The sequence below is a fragment of the Pedobacter metabolipauper genome (genome assembly GCF_004362715.1).
GTDB lineage: Bacteria > Bacteroidota > Bacteroidia > Sphingobacteriales > Sphingobacteriaceae > Pedobacter > Pedobacter metabolipauper.
Map to the genome: position 1 here is coordinate 427,579 of NZ_SNYC01000006.1, position 18,109 is coordinate 445,687.

At 39.4% G+C, this 18,109-nt stretch carries 19 protein-coding genes and 1 tRNA gene; 11 read left to right on the forward strand and 9 right to left on the reverse strand.

Going from position 1 to position 18,109, the window contains the following annotated elements; all coding sequences use genetic code 11:
- Positions 1-16: 16 nt before the first annotated feature.
- Entirely contained in the window at positions 17-1,558 is a 1,542-nt protein-coding gene (locus tag ATK78_RS18665) for a PspC domain-containing protein (protein ID WP_133577635.1), read from the reverse strand.
- Entirely contained in the window at positions 1,558-1,923 is a 366-nt protein-coding gene (locus ATK78_RS18670) for a PadR family transcriptional regulator (protein WP_133577636.1), read from the reverse strand. The genes ATK78_RS18665 and ATK78_RS18670 overlap by 1 nt, the downstream gene beginning before the upstream one ends.
- A 424-nt stretch (positions 1,924-2,347) precedes the next feature.
- Here ATK78_RS18670 and ATK78_RS22800 point away from each other — a divergent pair, with 424 nt between their 5' ends.
- Positions 2,348-2,506 carry a hypothetical protein gene (locus ATK78_RS22800; protein ID WP_166664915.1) on the forward strand — a complete coding sequence of 53 codons (159 nt, stop codon included), beginning with the start codon at positions 2,348-2,350 and terminating at the stop codon, positions 2,504-2,506.
- Between the two features lie 73 nt (positions 2,507-2,579).
- Here ATK78_RS22800 and ATK78_RS18675 read toward each other — a convergent pair whose 3' ends face one another.
- Entirely contained in the window at positions 2,580-3,722 is a 1,143-nt protein-coding gene (locus ATK78_RS18675) for a putative sensor domain DACNV-containing protein (RefSeq protein WP_133577637.1), read from the reverse strand.
- A 23-nt stretch (positions 3,723-3,745) separates the two neighbouring features.
- On the reverse strand, positions 3,746-6,037 hold the full coding sequence (locus tag ATK78_RS18680) for a TonB-dependent receptor (protein ID WP_317126220.1): 2,292 nt from the start codon (positions 6,035-6,037) through the stop codon (positions 3,746-3,748).
- Between the two features lie 100 nt (positions 6,038-6,137).
- Here ATK78_RS18680 and ATK78_RS18685 point away from each other — a divergent pair, with 100 nt between their 5' ends.
- Genes ATK78_RS18685 through ATK78_RS18695 form a run of 3 tightly spaced genes read left to right on the forward strand, consistent with a single transcriptional unit; the run spans position 6,138 to position 8,445 of the window.
- Positions 6,138-6,800 (forward strand): metal-dependent transcriptional regulator, encoded by a 663-nt coding sequence (locus ATK78_RS18685; RefSeq protein ID WP_133577638.1) that lies wholly within the window; start codon positions 6,138-6,140, stop codon positions 6,798-6,800.
- 49 nt (positions 6,801-6,849) lie between these two features.
- Positions 6,850-8,136, forward strand: a complete 1,287-nt coding sequence (locus ATK78_RS18690; RefSeq protein ID WP_166664916.1) for a DUF2130 domain-containing protein — start codon at positions 6,850-6,852, stop codon at positions 8,134-8,136.
- 3 nt (positions 8,137-8,139) lie between these two features.
- The gene (locus tag ATK78_RS18695; protein ID WP_133577639.1) at positions 8,140-8,445 is read left to right on the forward strand and encodes a hypothetical protein; all 306 of its coding nucleotides are present in this window, start codon (positions 8,140-8,142) and stop codon (positions 8,443-8,445) included.
- Here ATK78_RS18695 and rlmF read toward each other — a convergent pair.
- Positions 8,442-9,389, reverse strand: a complete 948-nt coding sequence (gene rlmF, locus ATK78_RS18700; RefSeq protein ID WP_133577640.1) for a 23S rRNA (adenine(1618)-N(6))-methyltransferase RlmF — start codon at positions 9,387-9,389, stop codon at positions 8,442-8,444. The two genes, ATK78_RS18695 and rlmF, sit on opposite strands and share 4 nt — an antisense overlap.
- A gap of 99 nt (positions 9,390-9,488) precedes the next feature.
- Here rlmF and ATK78_RS18705 point away from each other — a divergent pair, with 99 nt between their 5' ends.
- The 5 genes from ATK78_RS18705 to ATK78_RS18725 all read left to right on the forward strand — a co-directional run bounded on the left by ATK78_RS18705 (position 9,489) and on the right by ATK78_RS18725 (position 12,029).
- Positions 9,489-9,848 carry a diacylglycerol kinase family protein gene (locus ATK78_RS18705; protein WP_133577641.1) on the forward strand — a complete coding sequence of 120 codons (360 nt, stop codon included), beginning with the start codon at positions 9,489-9,491 and terminating at the stop codon, positions 9,846-9,848.
- Positions 9,838-10,563 (forward strand): DNA repair protein RecO, encoded by a 726-nt coding sequence (gene recO, locus ATK78_RS18710; RefSeq protein WP_133577642.1) that lies wholly within the window; start codon positions 9,838-9,840, stop codon positions 10,561-10,563. Before ATK78_RS18705 ends, recO begins: the two co-directional genes overlap by 11 nt.
- A gap of 161 nt (positions 10,564-10,724) precedes the next feature.
- Positions 10,725-10,802: transfer RNA gene (locus tag ATK78_RS18715), tRNA-Val, on the forward strand.
- Between the two features lie 227 nt (positions 10,803-11,029).
- A complete protein-coding gene (locus ATK78_RS18720; protein WP_394346950.1) occupies positions 11,030-11,476 on the forward strand; it encodes a helix-turn-helix domain-containing protein in 447 nt (148 codons plus the stop codon).
- On the forward strand, positions 11,466-12,029 hold the full coding sequence (locus ATK78_RS18725; protein WP_133577644.1) for a PIN domain-containing protein: 564 nt from the start codon (positions 11,466-11,468) through the stop codon (positions 12,027-12,029). The genes ATK78_RS18720 and ATK78_RS18725 overlap by 11 nt, the downstream gene beginning before the upstream one ends.
- A gap of 78 nt (positions 12,030-12,107) precedes the next feature.
- Here ATK78_RS18725 and ATK78_RS18730 read toward each other — a convergent pair whose 3' ends face one another.
- Complete coding sequence (locus ATK78_RS18730) at positions 12,108-12,449, reverse strand: hypothetical protein (protein WP_133577645.1); 342 nt, start codon at positions 12,447-12,449, stop codon at positions 12,108-12,110.
- 276 nt (positions 12,450-12,725) lie between these two features.
- Here ATK78_RS18730 and ATK78_RS18735 point away from each other — a divergent pair, with 276 nt between their 5' ends.
- Positions 12,726-13,928, forward strand: coding sequence for a basic secretory protein-like protein (locus ATK78_RS18735; RefSeq protein WP_133577646.1), 1,203 nt, complete (start codon positions 12,726-12,728; stop codon positions 13,926-13,928).
- Positions 13,929-14,910: 982 nt separating this feature from the next.
- Complete coding sequence (locus ATK78_RS18740) at positions 14,911-15,771, forward strand: hypothetical protein (protein WP_133577647.1); 861 nt, start codon at positions 14,911-14,913, stop codon at positions 15,769-15,771.
- 268 nt (positions 15,772-16,039) lie between these two features.
- Here ATK78_RS18740 and ATK78_RS18745 read toward each other — a convergent pair whose 3' ends face one another.
- From ATK78_RS18745 to ATK78_RS18755, 3 genes are all read right to left on the reverse strand, one after another.
- Complete coding sequence (locus ATK78_RS18745; RefSeq protein WP_133577648.1) at positions 16,040-16,462, reverse strand: hypothetical protein; 423 nt, start codon at positions 16,460-16,462, stop codon at positions 16,040-16,042.
- 113 nt (positions 16,463-16,575) lie between these two features.
- A complete protein-coding gene (locus ATK78_RS18750; RefSeq protein ID WP_133577649.1) occupies positions 16,576-16,935 on the reverse strand; it encodes a hypothetical protein in 360 nt (119 codons plus the stop codon).
- A 444-nt stretch (positions 16,936-17,379) separates the two neighbouring features.
- Positions 17,380-17,976, reverse strand: coding sequence for a GIN domain-containing protein (locus ATK78_RS18755; RefSeq protein WP_133577650.1), 597 nt, complete (start codon positions 17,974-17,976; stop codon positions 17,380-17,382).
- Positions 17,977-18,109 lie beyond the last annotated feature (133 nt).

Sequence of the window (18,109 nt, forward strand, 5' to 3'; positions counted from 1 at the left end):
TCCGCTTAAGGAACAGCTATTCTTCCTCTTTTTCTTCGTGGGGATATTTACATTTTAATCCTGTATCCGTCATGATCCATTCGGTATAGTCACTGTTATCATCGTGGTCGCACCAATAATTGTATCCGTTTAAACTTCGGTTAAGATCTTTATTGATGGTTAATGAGGTTCCAACCGGCACTTTTAAGATCATTTCCAGTTCCTGGTCTCTCCAGTTCACATTTTGCAGGATCTGCAGTGCGGAGCTAAAGTTTAATACGGCACCTTTTTGCGCAAAGTCGTAATGTGTATTCTGTGCATTCTTCAATGCATCCTCAAAGGTTCTACCCCTTGAACTGTAATTCTGGGTCATGCTTACAGAATTGTCTTCACTCTTAACCATGGTAAGCCTGATGTTTCTTGGCTGCTCATTGTTATTCCAATCTCTATCGGTAAGGATTTTTCTTCCTTTATAACGATTTGGATCTATTTGATAACGGAGACTATCTGCACTGGTAAAGAAACGGGTACGGTCTATATTCAATGTATAGGCCTGGTAGGGTTTAAGTTCAACTGTTTGTGAAAACTCTGCTGATTCTTTAAAATCTGATGAGATCTTTACGGCATAGAATATGGAAGATCCCATTCCAAAAAGCCAGATGATGAGCAGCACAAAAGAGAAGGTTTTATTAACCGGCCTGCTGCTAAAGGCAACGCGAACGGTAAACAATACCAGGGCCAGCAATGGAACCGCACAGGTAACAAATGCAGCAAAAGCAAGGGTGGTAAAGTATTCTTCATTGATTATATTAAATGGAAACTGATGGTACAGTGAGGCATCCCAAACGCCCAGTATTGCAATGAGCGTAATAAATAAGCTGATCAATGTAAAAGAACCCACAGCGATGATAAAAACAGCAAGTATCTTAAAGATAATCTTTCCGGTTCCATGAATAAACCGTCCGAGCGCATCAAATGAACGTGCGATAAAGCCACGGGATTCGTCAACAAAAGGATGCAGGTAACTGTTTGCAAAACCACGCAGGTTGGCTTCTTCACCACGCATAAACATCTTTTCTGTTTTAGTACCTGCTTTGGGGATCATGATCCAAAGGATCAGGTAAGCCAGAATACCGGCACCACCAAAACCTGCAGAAACCAGAAAGGCCAATCTTACCCAACTTACACTCACATCCATATAATGCGCTAATCCGACACAAACACCTGCAATATTTGCCTTATCCGTATCCCGGTACAGTTTTTTAATTGGATTAAATGATGGCCCTGTGTATTGATCTTCTTCGGCTTCTTCAGAAGTTTCAAAATCTTTGACCGAGCCCATTTGCTCAATAATAGATTGAACATCTTCAATACTGATCGCTTGTTTTTGTTGAGCGGCTAAGATCTCGCTAAACATTTCTGCAATCCGGTTTTCAATGTCCGTTACAATCTCGAAGTTATCTGCGTTTTTGGAGAAATGAAATTTCACTTCATTTAAGTATACGGTTAACAGTTCATAGGCATCTTCTTCAATATGAATGATGGTATTTCCTATATTTATGTTGAGTGTCTTTTTCATTACTTGGTTAAATTTATGTTGATGTTTGGTGTGTTTTCAGTAACCTTCTTAGACGTATTAATCGCATAGGAAAGTTCGATCCAGGTGGTATCCAGCTGACTTAAAATAGACTTCCCGTCTTCGGTAAGCACATAATATTTTCTCGGCGGACCGGATGTAGACTCTACCCAATTGTAACTCAGCAGTCCGTTATTCTTTAAACGGGTGAGCAAGGGGTACAATGTTCCTTCAACAACCAGTAGTCTTGCCGACTTTAGTTCGGCGATAATATCAGACGCGTAAATTTCACCTCTGGATATTATAAGTAACACACAATATTCAAGTATGCCCTTCCGCATTTGTGTCTGCGTATTTTCTGCTATCATAAAACAAAGTTATGTGTTTTATATAGTAATATGCAATACATAGTACTATATAAATTTAACAATAGCATATAAATACCTGATTAACAGCATAATAATTTTATATTAATTTTGATTAAGTTATCCGTTAATTAGAAATAATGGAATAATATCGATGGCGTATGGATTTTCCAATAGGTTTTGGATCAATCAAAAAACCGGTTTTGTAAGCGTGTACGTGTTTTTAAAAGACTGTATACGTTTTTAACAGCAGAGTTCAAAAAATAGTACAACAATTCATTACTAATGCACTAAAAATGAGGACTAAAAGAGACAGCGCGATTGAGAAATCCACATAAAAGTAAAAGTTATTAACATTTTAACAAGACTGGAAAAATTTGGCTTAAGGTTTGTATTATGCAAAACCTACCTACTAATACATCTACCTATGTTAATTAAATCACCTTCCATATTTCAAGCTTTTGCAAGGCAAAAGGAAGAAGTAGAACAAAAGCCGCTAACGAGACAACAATGGATCAATGCTGACCGCCTGGTTATGTTAGCCCTTTTTTTAAGTGTAATTGCCGGCGCAATATTTTTCTCTTAATTATAAGATAACAGCTCGTTAACCCGGCAAATAAGGCGTACTCCTATACGCTGTTGCGAGTTATACAGCGAGACTACAATAATAACGTATCAATGCGGTGGGCCTGTACTTTACCCTGGTGATCAGACCAGGTATATATGGTAAAGTGCCCGTCTTGAGAGGCCACCAGTGCCGTAGCATCATGCTGATCATGTACAAATTGTGCAGCAGAAAGATGCCGTGTACCTCCAACCTTTGCGGGATGAACAACAATGGCTTCTCCTCCGGATATCGGCTCCGAGAATGAAAGTTCATCAATATTATCTTTTCCCTTTGCGCGTCCAATTTTTGCACCAAATGCCAGCAGCTCATATTGATTGCTGATTACTGTTGCACCATCAACCGCAGTAAGTCCGGCCAAATGTTCAACCTCACGCTTTAAGGCAGTCTGCCAAAAAATCTGACTGGATTCTTTTCTATCCTGCTGCAGCAATTTAGACAATCCGCTAAATGAAGGCTGCACATAGTATTGAACGGGCTTAATGATAGACTGAAGCCAGTTATTATTTTCATTGGGTACGATCAGTAAGGTGCCTCCCCTGGCATGGGCACGCATAGATACGGCAAGCTGGATCATTACATTTACAGAATCATTCCAGTAAGAAGGTGCAGTAAGGTCAAGAAGCGACATCAATATTGGCGGGCAATCCGGCATGCTTGTCGTCTGCCCGTCTACCATTTTAACCTGATCACCCTTAAGCACTGCTATATTGGTAAATTTCCCGAAGCCATAGATCCTGCGGTGCTTAATGACCAGCAAGGCTGGCTCAGATACATCCACTACAAAGCAAAAGTTAGGAATGCTAACGGTAGTTCCCCAAATGTAAAACTGATCATCCTCAACCCAAACGCCTAAATGGATCCCTGCCCGTTCTATTCCTGGCGCAAGCTTGGTTAAAGTACCGGGATTTAACGATAGCCGCTGCTTAAACACCAGCGGGTTTCCGGCTTGTTCAGGCGGTAAATAGGCCAATGATATTTTTGGAGAATGGCCTTCTTCCTTCCGTAAGCTTGCCCAAAAGGTAGCATCTAAAATTGCTTCTACAACCTTTGCTGTGGGCAAAGGGGCAAGATCATCTTCACCACTTTTATGGGCAGCATCAAGGTGCGACGCAAAGATTGCTTCAACTCGAGGGGCAATAAGCCGTGCTGCCTGGTAGGTAGATTGATAGATCATGCCATAAAGTTAAACTATTCGATTTATTTTATGGTATATCTAATGCCAAAAAATCCTCTGATTCCCTGATTTGGTCCATATACATAAGTTGGGTCGAAAGTTAATCCGTACGGATTATCTGGAGTAACCATTACTTGTCCGGCAGGATCAAGCTGCACCTGTTTATCGAACGGATCATTAGCCCTGGCAATAATAAACGGATTACCTCTGTTTGGGGTCCAGTTAAGCAGGTTTTTAACACCCCCGTATACTTCAAACCTGTTAAAGCCTGCAAAGGTAAATTGTATGTTCTGGATGCTCCATGTTTTAGAATATTCCCTTCTGGGATCAAGATCACTGAGCAATGGCAAACGCATTGGACTGTAAATATTCCCGGTATAATCCACTGTAAGTTTCAGCGGACGGATCTTATATGAAATGGCCCAGTTACCGGCAAACTTCTCTGTAAGGATTTGTTCTTTCTTTATTCCGGCCTCATAGGTAGCTACATCCTGATAGGTTGCCCCTAAAATCAGTTTTAGGCCGTTGCTAAACGTTACATCAACATTAGTACTTAAGCCCTTGCTTACGGCGTAGCCATCCAGGTTGTCATAGATGATCTTATTTGGGTCAATGTCGAAATTACCAATAATCCTGTTGTTAAAATAGGTGTAAAAGGCAGAAGATTCAACCCCAATAAATGTACCTCCTTCTGTATACATCTTTTTAAGGTAATTGAGATTTACGTTATAGGTTTTTTCGGGTTTAAGCTCCCCGGTAATCTCTACAGATCTTGCACCGGTAAGTGCTGCATGGTCTTCTGTAAAGATATTTACCACTCTAAAGCCGGTACCTGCATTTAACCTTAGAATGTTATTTTCATTGATGCTCCATTTATAGGCTGCCCTGGGTGTAAATATATTGCCATGAACAGAGTTATAATCATACCTGAAACCAGCCAGTACCTTGTGTTTTTCTGAAAGGGTAATCTCATCCTGTACAAAAAGGCCGGGCAGCCAGGTATTCTTTGCAATTACCTGATTAAGGCCGGTAGTTGCAGCAGTATTGTCGTCATAAAAAGTATACCTCAAGGCAGCACCTACCAACAGGTCGTGGTTATCAATCCGCTTGTCCCACGTTAGCTGGGTAAAGCCAATTTTTTGTTCTGCAATGTAAGACGTTGTGCCATACCGGCTATCCTGATTGTGTTCATTGTAAGAGAATGCGAGGAAAAGCTTCTCTTTAACCGGCAACTGGTAATTACCGATCAGTTCCCACCGGTTGGTATAGATACTTTCTCCATAAACCTGATCGCCGCCCCTGAAAGATTTGTTCCACTGCATCTCGCCGCCCCAGCGGTTTTCATACATATACCGTGCTCCTAAACTAAATACCCGGTCTTCTTTTCGCTTAAAAGTCCATTTTTGAAAGATAGAGATGCGGTCCTGCAAGGTAACATCGGTAAAGTTATCGTGATTATGATCTACCGGGTTATTGTACAAGAAGTAGTTTAACCCGGTTAGTACAGTCGCTTTTTTACCGGCATTAAATTTAAAGCCCAGATCTGCATTGAGTTCCTTATACGATGTTGAAAAGACATCTGCAGAAATTAAGGCCGCCTTTTCTGGCTTTTTGGTAATGATGTTAATCAATCCGCCTACCGCTTCGCTCCCGTATAAAGAAGAAGCCGGACCTTTAACAATCTCAATCTGCTCAACCAGGGAATTCGGAATCCCGGAAAGGCCATACACGGTAGACAGGCTGCTAACAATTGGCATTCCATCAATCAATATCATGGTGTACGGACCTTCGAGGCCATTGATATGAATATCACCGGTGTTGCAAATATTACAGTTTAGCTGTGGTCTAACACCGTTCACATTTTGAAGCGCATCAAAAATGCTTGGTGTAGGGTTCATTTTAAAATATCCGGGTGTGTAAACCTCTACCGGAACCGGGCTTTCTAAACGGTTTACTGCTTTCAATGTTCCGGTAACTACAATTTCATTCAGGTTATTCTGGAAGTTGCTCAAGTCAAAGTCCAATACTTTAGACTCTCCTTTTTTGAGTTCCAGGGTGATGATCCGGTTTCTAAACCCAACCGCCGATGCCTGAACTTTGTAAGTTCCTTCCGGAATGCTGCCAAGGTTATACCGGCCAATGCTATCTGTTTTAACCACAAATAAGGTTCCCTGAATGGCAATAGTAGCCGAGGGTACAGCCTCGCCTTCTGAAATTACCTTTCCAGTAACCATACCGTTCTGGGCACTGGCTGTTAGCGTAACCAGCATAAAAATTAAGAGATTGAATAGTTTAAAGTAATTGTTCTTTATCATAGTTTTAATTAGCCTAATTTTAATAATAACATCACAAAACTATAAAAGTTAGACTAACCTAACAAATAAAATATGATATATATTATTTTATATTTGTGCCATGCTATCTTATACAGAAGAAAACTATTTAAAGGCCTTACTGAAATTAAGCTTTCAAAACGAGGACAAACCAGAGGCAGGAACCAACGAAATGGCGGCTTATTTGGGTGTAAAGCCCGCTACGGCCACAGATATGCTAAAAAAGCTAAAGGAGAAAGACCTCGTTACCTATCAGAAGTATGGTAAGATCCTGTTAACGGATACGGGTAAGAAAAATGCCATTGCTATTTTAAGAAAGCACCGTTTATGGGAAACTTTCCTGTACGAAAAGTTAGATTTTAGCTGGGATGAGGTTCATGAAGTTGCCGAACAGCTGGAGCATATCCAGTCTGCAAAGCTGGTAGACAAGCTGGAGGAGTTTCTTAATTTCCCGGAGTTTGACCCGCATGGCGATCCCATTCCAAAGGCAAATGGTGAGATCCCTATCCTGGCCAAAACACTACTTTCGGCCTTAGAACCAGGCAGCAGTTGTAAGGTTGCTGCAGTTAAAGACACCTCCACGTTGTTTCTTCAATATTTGCAAAAGCTACAGATCACCATTGGTACAAAAATCAAGATACTGGAGGTCATTGCTTTTGACGGATCATTGAGCATACAAATTGAAGATGAAGAACCGAGAACGGTATCGATGAAGTTTGCCGATAGTTTATTTGTACAGAGATAATCGTATTTTTGTATAGTTCCTGATTTACCTGTTTCCTAATAACGAATATATGTCTACTGAAATAAAATGCCCCAATTGTGCACACACCTTTCCTATTGAAGAGGTTATGGCTGAGGAATATAAAAAAGACCTCAGAGAGAAGATGGTGTCATTTACCCGGCAAAAGGAAGAGGAGTTTGCTAAAAAGCAAACAGAATTTGTTCAGCAGCAAAAACAGCAGGAGCTGGCTTTTGAGCAGCAGCAGCAAAAGCAGGCCGCTGCCTACGAGCAAAAGTTAACTGAAGAAAAGAAACAGATCCAGGCCGTTTTGGAAGAGAACCTGCGTAAGAGCATTTCTTCAGACTTTGAAAATAAACTTCAAATGCTGGACAATGCGAATAAGGATAGCGAAGAGAAGTTAAAACTGGCGCGTGCAAAGGAACTTGATTTCCTTAAAAAGGAACAGGCCATGAAGGAGAAAGAAGCTGAGATGGAGCTTCAAATCCAGCGCAAGCTTCAGGAGCAGCGTGCAGAAATGGTTGAACAGATCCGCAAACAGGAAACTGAAAAAAACAACGTCAAAGATACAGAGCACCAGCTTCGGGTAAAGGAACTGGAGAAACAGCTGGACGACCAGAAAAAGCTGGCCGAAGAGATGAAGCGTAAAGCGGAACAGGGCTCTATGCAGCTGCAGGGCGAAGTTCAGGAACTGATCCTTGAAGAGTTATTGCGCAACACATTCCCATTTGACCTGATTACTGAAGTTGGTAAAGGCGTACGGGGAGCAGATTGCGTTCATCATGTTAGAAACCAGTTTGGACAGGAATGCGGCAAGATCATCTATGAAAGCAAGCGTACTAAAGATTTCTCTATGGAATGGATTGAGAAATTGAAAAAGGACATGCGGAGCACGGGAGTTGATGTGGCTGTTATTGTTACCCAATGTTATCCCAAAGGGATGGATTGCTTTGGCGAAAGAGATGGGGTTTGGATTTGCTCTTTTGACGAGGTTAAAGCAGTTTCTTATATTCTGAGAGATGGTATTGTGAAGTTATTCAGTGCTGTAAAAACACAGGAAAACCGTGGCGACAAAATGCACATGTTATACGACTACTTAACGAGCAATGAGTTTTCTGAACAATGGAAAGCCATTCGTGAAGGGTTTATGAGCATGAAACTTTCCATTCAAAGGGAGCGCGATGCCATGGAAAAACTTTGGAAAGCGAGAGAAAAGCAGCTTGAAAAGGTAATGTTAAATGCCGCACACATTAGAGGCTCTATTGAGGGCATTGCAGGTACAGACAGCATTCAGCTGAGTTTAACCGATGATGAAGATGATGCTTTATTGCTAGATTAGTCTATGATCTACGCCAAAAAGAAAGTACAGAATACCGCTCATCTTGCTGCACAAACGGCAAAGATCATTGCAAATGTAAAGGAGCTCGAAGAGAAGAACCTGTTAAAAATAGAAGGCAACGAGGTTTCTGTATATCCAGAAATCCTTAAAGACAAGGCTACGGCTTTGAACTGGATCAAATGCCTGCACCTATACTGCATGATCAAGAAACGCTTTAAAGAAAGTGACTCCTTATATTTTAAAGATTACACGACTGGAGCACCAATAGGTGCATTTAAGAACAAAAGAGCAAGCGTACTTATTTTTTAGGGATTCCATCTTTTTTTAGCCCATTCCTGCTGTTGTGCGGGTGATAAGAACGTCCAGGCTACAAAACGGCTAATCTTTTGTCCCTGTGCCATATCTATGGTTTTAACTTCTAATGCTTCTGCGCGTTGTAATGCCCGGTAAACAAATTCCAGGTTACTGCTTTTAGACACCAATGAGGTAAACCATAAACACTGGCGGCCAATAGCCTTACTCTCTTCGGCCATTTTCCTGATAAAAGATACTTCACCCCCTTCATACCAAAGCTCTGTGCTTTGTCCGCCGAAATTAAGTACCGGTTCTTTTCCTTTATTTTTACCCAGGTTATGCAGCTTTCTTTTCGTTCCATACTGTGCTTCTTCTGCCGAAGCATGGAATGGCGGATTACACATGGTAAAGTCAAATACCTCTTCGTGATTTACTATCCCATTAAAGATGTTTTGCTTATTGGCTTGCAACCTGCAGGTAATTGAACCAGAAAGGTTCTTATTTGCATCTACAATTGCTTTTGCAGCCTTAACTGCTTTCGCATCCACATCAGACCCTACAAAGGCCCAACCATATTCCTGGTGGCCTATAATCGGGTACACACAATTTGCACCTGCTCCAATATCCAATCCCTTTATATGATCCCCTTTAGGGATTACTCCGCTATTTGCATCTGCCAATAGATCTGCCAGGTAATGCACATAATCTGCGCGGCCCGGTATTGGCGGGCACAGGTAATTTGCAGGGATATCCCAATAAGAAATCTCATAGAAATGACTGAGAAGGGCTTTATTCAATGTCTTTACCGCTTCTGGATTTGAGAAGTCAATAGATTGATCACCGTATGCATTTACTGAAACATAGGCCTGCAGTTCGGGCTGGCTTTTAATCAATTCCGGAAAATCGTATCTAAAGCGGTGTTTGTTTCTTGGATGAAGGGAAGTTTTTTCTGCAGGCATTCTTGTAAATAATGGGCAAAGGTAATGGTTATTAGCAAACAATTGGATATGTAAGAAAGCATGACGTACTTTGCAGCTATAAATAACTGTTTAATTGCTATGCGGAAATTCTTAAAAAGCTTTGGTTATGCATTTTCCGGGGTCTCCTATGCATTCAGAACACAACTTAATTTTAAGGTCCATACCGTTGCTTTAATTCTGGCCTGCCTGTTGGGATGGTATTTAAATTTATCACTAAACGAATGGCTTTGGATTACTGCTGCTGCAGGGCTGGTATTTATTGCTGAACTTTTTAATACGGCGTTAGAAGTTCTGGTAGATTTGGTTTCTCCATCCTATAACGAGAAAGCCAAAGTGATCAAAGATATGGCTGCTGCTACTGTTTTACTTGCTGCCATCTTAGCGGTTATTATCGGACTGGCTATCTTTATTCCTAAACTCCTGAATTATGCTGCATAAAACCAGGGGCATTGTTTTAAAAACTACTTTGTATAGCGAGAGCAGTGTGGTTGTGCAGATGTTTACTGAAAAATTTGGCATCCAATCCTACATGATTAATGGTGTTAAAAAGCCAAGGGCCAAGATCAGAATGAATATGCTGCAGCCACTGCACCTGGTAGACATGATCGTATACCATAAAACCAACTCCAGCATCCAGCGGGTGTCAGAGCTCAGACCATCTCCTATCTTTAGCAGCATTCCTTACAACATCATTAAAAGCACTATCGTCATGTTCTTAAATGAGGTATTGTATAAAAGCATCCGGCAGCAAATGGCCGACGAGAATTTATTTGATTTTATTTTCAATGCGATCTGCTGGTTTGATGCCAATGCCGAGTTAAATGTAAACTTCCATCTTGCTTTTCTGCTTAAGCTCTCCCGGTTCTTAGGATTTGCTCCCAGTACACAAACAAAAAGCGACCAAAGTTTCTTCGATCTGCAGGAAGGTGAGTTTAGATCTGCTCCACCCATCCATCCTTATTTTTTAGATAAATCTGATGCAGCAGTGTTTATTTCACTGTTTACATTACCTTTTGAAAAAATAAATGAAATAAAATTAGACAATAAATCCAGAAGGATGATCCTTGATAAAATATTGGTTTACTATACGTTACATACGGCATCTTTTGGAGATATCCGATCCCATCAGGTTTTAGAAGATGTACTTTCCTAAAAAAAGTGAAAAAACTTTTGCAAAACTGAATTTAGACTGTATATTTGCATTCCCAAAACGAGGGAACGTTCTTAAAGAAAACAACAGCAAAACTCAGCTGGTTTATTAGAAACAAAAAGAGTAGAACCAAGGAGCCTGGCTCACTGGTTCAGAACCAAAAGGGGAGATTAGCTCAGCTGGTTCAGAGCACCTGCCTTACAAGCAGGGGGTCACTGGTTCGAACCCAGTATCTCCCACCAAAATGGGCAACTTCAACAATACGAAGTTGCCCATTTTTTTTATCCTCCTAATTCCTTGTTAATCAACATAGTCGCGCAGCAAACATCATTAAAGTGAGTTTTTCAGACTTTCGGATCAAGCGGAAACATCTGCACCTATATTCACTGGGCAATTTTTATTTACATTCTATTTCTTTTATTTCGTTTATTTCGTTTATTTTTGAAAAAACTTAATTGATATGGAGATATTGGATCAAATACGAAGGCCATCCAAATTGGAACAGAAAGTAGCCCTCGAGTCCTACCCTGCACTGTTCTCGGCGCTGTCGCATATTACTGCGGAGGAAACTGAAATTGAGATCGAAGAAACTAAGGAGCGGATTAAAATCCCATTCAGGGCATTAGAACTTTTAACAGACATCCTGAAGGCAATGAGCGAAGGAAAACCGATTTCAATTGTTCCGATAGCAACTGAAGTAACCACACAGAAAGCCGCCGAGGTACTGGGATGTTCAAGACCTTATCTTGTTAAGCTTTTGGAGGATGGGAAGATTGATTTTGTAAAAATTGGCAAACACCGCAGGATCAAATTTGAGGATGTGGTGGCCTATAAGCTGAAGATGAAGAAAGACCAGAAAAGGGATATTATCGACATCATGGGCTTTGACGAAGAAATTGGATTGTATGATTCATAGTGTCAGGTTCAAGGCTGTTCTGGACACCAATGTGATTTTCCCTATAGTTATCCGGGATTTGCTTTTCTGGTTTGCGCATTACGAGCTTTATACACCCAAATGGAGCAATAACATCTTTGAAGAGTGGAAAACAGTTATGATCAGAAAGGGAGTAGACGAAACCGAGGCCAATAAACGGGTGCAAAAGGCAAATCTTGCTTTTCCTGATGCACTGGTAAAGAATTATGAAGGCCTGATTAGAGACTTGAAGCTGCCCGACGAAGATGACCGTCATGTACTTGCAGCTGCAATAAGGACAAATGCGAACGTAATTGTAACGAATAACCTAAAGGACTTTCCAGGCAAATACCTTGATTCATTTGGATTAAAGGCCAAAAGTGCCGATGACTTTTTAACCGATATTATCGATCTGAACCAGGAAAAGGCAATTGAGGCTTTCAAAGAAATGGTACTCAACAGGAAAAATCCGGCGATGGATGAGTACCAGGTACTGGAAAGCCTTCGGAAAAATGGTCTAAAGGATACAGCCGATTATTTGCACGCGCTTTTATAACATTCAGCAGCAGATCAAAGATTAGAGAATATTCATAAATGCTGTACAACCGAATTGCACAGCATTTATTCTATTTAATTAAGCAAATAACAGTTGACCATGAAATGAAAATGTACCTCCGCCTACAAAAGTACCAGACACGTCACCTACCCAATAATGGTGTACGCTATCATACGTTGCAGTACCACTAAAAGTCAGCACATCCGGACCTCCGTTTAACAAAAAAATTGACGTTACTTCACCTGTACTTGGATCGCCAAAAACGTAATACCAGCTGCCATTGTATTCGAAATCTCCGAATTCAATAATCGTACGCTTTTGACTCACGCTTACACTGTTTACTTCTTTTGCATTTGTAAATGATGGCATTGACAACATGAACACCATTAATGCGGCACATAGAGTTAATTTAGTTTTCATTTTTACAATTTTAAGTGAATGATTTAATTACTTAAATAAATATAACTCAAATATTAATGAATACATCTTTATTAATTGAAAATATTTATCACTTTAGTAATTTAAAATTGAACACCCTCAACTAAATTGGCATTTACTACCCAAAGAGATTAAGTTCATACAAATATTCTCCTTAACTAATAAATCATTTGCACTGGTTTTAGATAAAATGCTATATTTATTTTTTATACAATCAACCAATTACCTAACCCTAACCAAATCCCCTCATTCAATCGTATGAAAGCTTTTAAATTTAGCCGATCCATCTTAATGATTTTGCTGAGCACAGCAATCCTCGCTTCCAGCTGCAGTAAAAAGAAAAACGAGCCAGAAACACCTGTAAACCCTCCTACATCTCAAGTTGAAGAACTCGACATTACCAGCCAGGCTACCTTAACTGTAAATATTGAAAACACCGGTGGAAAAACTGCTAAAGAAGGATCTTCAAGCTTAGTAGATAATAAATTAGACACTAAGTTTCTTATTTACTCTTTTGCTAAAACGTTTTATATGCAGATGGAGTTCCCTACTGCAAAACAAATCGGTTCTTACACGCTAACTGCAGGTGATGATGCTGATGATCGCGACCCGCAAACCTGGACCCTCACTGCTTCTGTTGATGGAAGTACATGGGTAGAACTCAATGCTCAGGCCTATGAATTTTTTCCGACCCGTACCCAAACCAAACGGTATGATTTCATAAACCCCAAGGCTTATAAATTTTACCGGTTAAATGTAACCGATATACGTGGCGGTTCTCTATTCCAGTTAACAGAATGGCGCTTAATACAAATGCCAGACAGCAAGCAGCGGACTTTCCCGATAAGTTCTGTAGAAACAATTGTTGAAGGAAAGAACACCCTGACCTTTGTTAATAAAACAGGTGATCTGAATGCTACTGTTAAAGCCGGACTTTTAAACGTTTTTAAAGTCAACTATCAGAAGATGGCTGATGTATATAACCCCGCTGCTAAAGACAAGGTTATTTTTGTAATAGAGCCAGGCTATAAAGGCGTTGCTGCAACATGGGGCGGTTCTGTAATCCGGTACGATCCTGATTGGTTTAGAAACAACCCTAAAGATCTGGATGTTGTTACCCATGAGATGATGCACGTGATCCAGTCGTATCCGCCAGTAGCTGATGCAGGCTGGGTAACAGAAGGTATAGCCGATTATGTAAGATTTACTATGGGATTAACTAACGCTGAAGCAAACTGGTCTTTACCTAATTTCACATCAAGCCAAAGTTATAGAGATGCTTACCGGGTTACTGCACGTTTCTTTTACTGGTTAGAAAAACATGGCTATGAAGGCATTGTAATTAAGCTGGATAAAAGCATGAGAAGCGGTGCTTACACTACAGCAGCTTTCTGGCCAGCCAATACCGGCAAAACTGTTGATCAACTTTGGACAGATTACAGCAATAACTCTGCTTTGTAATAAAATTCAAGATATTTACTGCCCGTTGCAAGAGAAATTTTGCAACGGGCTTTTTTGTGAACCATACTGATTAGCAAAAACTCAAAAATGCCCCTATAAACTTTTAATATGTTGACGGATGTCTGCGAATATATAATACGCTCAGATTAAATATTGCTTCAATAAAGCACGGATAATGTCAAATGAAATCAGTAATTAAATTTTAATCTATAACAAAATAGGTAAAAATCAACCCCACAATTGTAAAGTAATTCTGTAATAAGACAAACGTTACGGCTCGCTCACAGGCTTGTCAGCGTTCGGTCTGAGAAGGGGTCTCATTCACGTCTCCTTCACACCTTGTTCACATTTAGTTCACAAAAAGGTACCTTTTTGTGAAGAAGAAGTGAATGAGACGTGTATTATGTGAGGAGATGACCTTAACGCTGCCCGTACACTGATCCTATTCATAGTACCGACGCCCATCATCCAAAGAAATTTATTCCCAAAAATTAACATTAATTTTTACTTCAAAAAAAGGATGTTAAACCAGCAATTTTAGGTTTATTTATCTAAGGCTATCGCCCGATTTTCGGACATTTTAAAAATAATTAAAATATATTTTCATAAAACTTGGTTTTATAATTTAAAAATGCAGAAGATAGATTATTAAATAAACAGATTATGTAACAGGCTTTTATTATAACTTGCCGAATCTTCAAAATTTTGAAGCATTTAGCACTTAAATCTCGAAACGAAACCTAGGAAATTTCAATAGAAACGAGACGATAAGTGATGAGTGCCTGCACGTCTTATGCAATAAGGTGTGTGGGCCTCGCTTATCTCGTTTTGGGTCTCCTAGGACCTCGTTTCGGTAAGTTGGGGTTCACACACTTTATTAATTACAGGAAGCCAGAAACCGGGCCCGGCATACAGCTTCCTAAAAACACCCTCCGGCTTATTCAGATTCTATAATACTGGCTTAAAAAACCAACAGTTCATTATGGAAAAATTAGAAAACAAATGCCCGGAAGCCGTGATCAGCCTGATCAACGCGCACCTAAATGCTGAAAGTATATTTTGTTTTGATGAGCGTGTTGCTTATCCAGATCAGCGCAAAGGAACCTTCTTAATCAACAGACAGCTGCAGGAAAAAACCCACCTGTATTTACTGGTCATCAGTGATGCCGGAAACAAAGAACCCGATGTTCTTAAATGGGAGATCAATACCATTCAGAAAGCCGTTGCTGATTTACATACGGCAATCAGTGTTACCCTCCTTGTACATACCGCACAGGAAGTAGCTGAGGCTTTACGTAATAACGAGCGCTTTTTTAGCACAGTGATCAAAACCTCTGATATGATTTATTTCAAACCGGAACTGCAGTCGTTTAAAGACCTTGTACGGGTTAAAAATATATCTGACGAAGTCTTTAACCAGATCCAATGGCAAAACCGCTGTAAAAGGGCTGACGACTTTTTCACGGTTGCAGGCGAAGTGTTTGATGAGGTGAATGGAGAGGTTACCCTTTGCCAGATGGTAATGTCTATGGAACAGATCTGTTTGGGGCTAATTGAGCTGTTCTTAGGCTACCGTCCAAAGTTTACCGATCTGGAAAACCTGATCCCGATCTGCGATTGCATTAACGAAGAGTTTGAGAAGATTATGCCAAGAACAGACGACCATGACCAGGAAATTTATGTGTTGCTCATGTTAGATGTAAGGGAGTTTCGAACCAAGAGGGCAATCGATGTGAACTTCCTGTTGCTGAATGTGCTATACGTACGGTGCAACCGGTATATTGAGGCGGCCAGAGCATTGGGTGATGCCGAGGTTAACCGGATGAACCAACCGTATGAATAATGTTGTATTTACTACCGTATTTCATGCTTGTTGTGTATCAATGCTCCTGGCAGCCATACAATAGGATCAACTTAAAGGATTATGTCCATCTGTTACTGATGTTGGCCTGTATATTATTTGCGTTTCATATATTATTTGAATGCAATTAAACAATCAGTTATTGAAGTAACCAAATTGGTTACTTCAATTTTGTAAGTTTAGATCCTTCATCATTTCAATAATAATAGTAATTATTTTATTATCAACATTTAAAACAGCAACAATTACATTACTTGATATAACATAGTCCTTGTATATTATCGGCATGATACAGGTCAGTTATTGAATCCTTTTCTAAACAAATCTCTGTTGAATCATCATAACTATAACAATTTACATGTGGCAACTGCTTCGCTGAAATTGCTATATTTCCAATAAAACCTTTTAAACTCGAATGCAATTTAAAATCATAGCTAAGGCCGCTCTTAATTTCGGTACATTTCCTGTTGAAATTCTTTTTTGAAACTATTTTATATAGAGAATCTCCTCTCTTTGCATAAATTAAGTAGTAAGTATTAATTGAATCAATTTTGTAAACCTCGTAACCTTTTGCACTGACTCTTTCTTTTTGATTTAAATAACCCTTTCCGGTTAAGGTTGAAGAAACACATGCAAGGAAAAATAAAACCATCAACAACAAAGTATATTTCATAAAATCAAATTAAGGAGCATGAACTTACCTGACCCCTCTCTAATTGTTGCTCCATAGATAGCTTCCAAATAAGTTCACCTCTCGCTTGGATCGATATGCTCTATATATATTCACTAATTACAACCAAAATCAACCTGCCCTAAAGGTTCTTTTTTATCGTGTTTCATAAAAAATATAGTGTTTGTACCCTTAGGCTTATCTATATAATCCCCTACTTTTATTTTGTTGAAAATTTGGTTTCTCTCCAATACCAGGTTCAATCGAATAATTGAATCATTGGCATTTAATATTTCAACAATTGGATAAGAGTGTTCATTAAAATCGATATATTTTTTTTTAACAAGCCCTATATACCGAGTATTATTAAAATCATGTTGTAAAATACAGTGAGTTTCAGATGTGCCGGGTAATAGCCATATAATAATAATGAAAAATATCATTATAAAACATATACCTAATAATAAGTTCTTCATATGAAGTTAAAAATGAATAAGAATCGGAAATTGGGTAAGGAGAAATCAGGGCAAGATCCGGGTAACATGAGAGCGTTCATAAATGAGGTTAATAGATTAGCTATTTTACTTCCTAAAACTATAAATTATCTTAATGAAATCAAAATTTACTGATGCAATTAACAATAATTTAAACAGTCATAATACTTGAAATAAGATAGATTTAACAATATATTATTTCATAAATTTCTTAAATCCAATCTAAGCATAAATTTATTTACCTCGTTTGCTGAGAAATTTCACTTTTAACTATGTCGAATTTGACGGAGTTATAATGTGGTCTGATAGCTTTCCATGAAATTAATAAAGTTATAACTCAGTATGTGACAAATGCGACTAGCATAATTATAAAAAAAAGGGCAACCTCGCCAGGTGCCCTCTTCAACTTTACTAAAAAACTAGGTCTTATTTTGCTTCGTTTGCAGTTAACTTAACCGCTTTCATTGCTACAACAGCTGATGTGGTATTTTTGCTTACAAACTTATCCAGTTTTGCATTTTTAAGGTTGGCAGCAATCAACGTATGCTCATCTGCAGAACCGTTCAGTTTCAATACTGCATTGTCATTCACTACCGTGTATAAACTTCCGGCTGTAGTTTTAATCTTTGCCGTTGCACTTTGGCTTAAGAATACCTGAAGGTATTTTACATCAAAGTTATTGCTGGTTACCACTACTGAACTTCCGGCAGCTTCAATCCGTTGCAAGTCTTTTACCGAAACATTGATCGTAACCTGGGCAGATTCCATCGAGTTGATGTATAGCGTTTGTCCCTGGCTTTGGATCGTTGTATTTTCTGAATTGAAGTTATCTCCTACCTGCACTTCTTCTTTGTCACCCTGGGTCAATACGATCTTCACATTTCCACTTACCCAGATCTTGTTAAAACCAGCGTAAGCTGTAGTTTTTTGGATGGGCGTTGCAGCAAAGGTTGCCATGGCAGAAGTACTTAAAAGGACAGCTGTAAATAGAGAAGCGATTACGGATTTAGTTAGAGTTTTCATAATATCTTGTTTTTAAATTTTCTTGTTGTTTTGTTATTAAGACGCCATCAACAGGAAAACGTTGCACAAGAATCTGCTGTATTATACCAGCAACAGCACAATCACGACCAACGCCCGTAATATTTCGACGAAC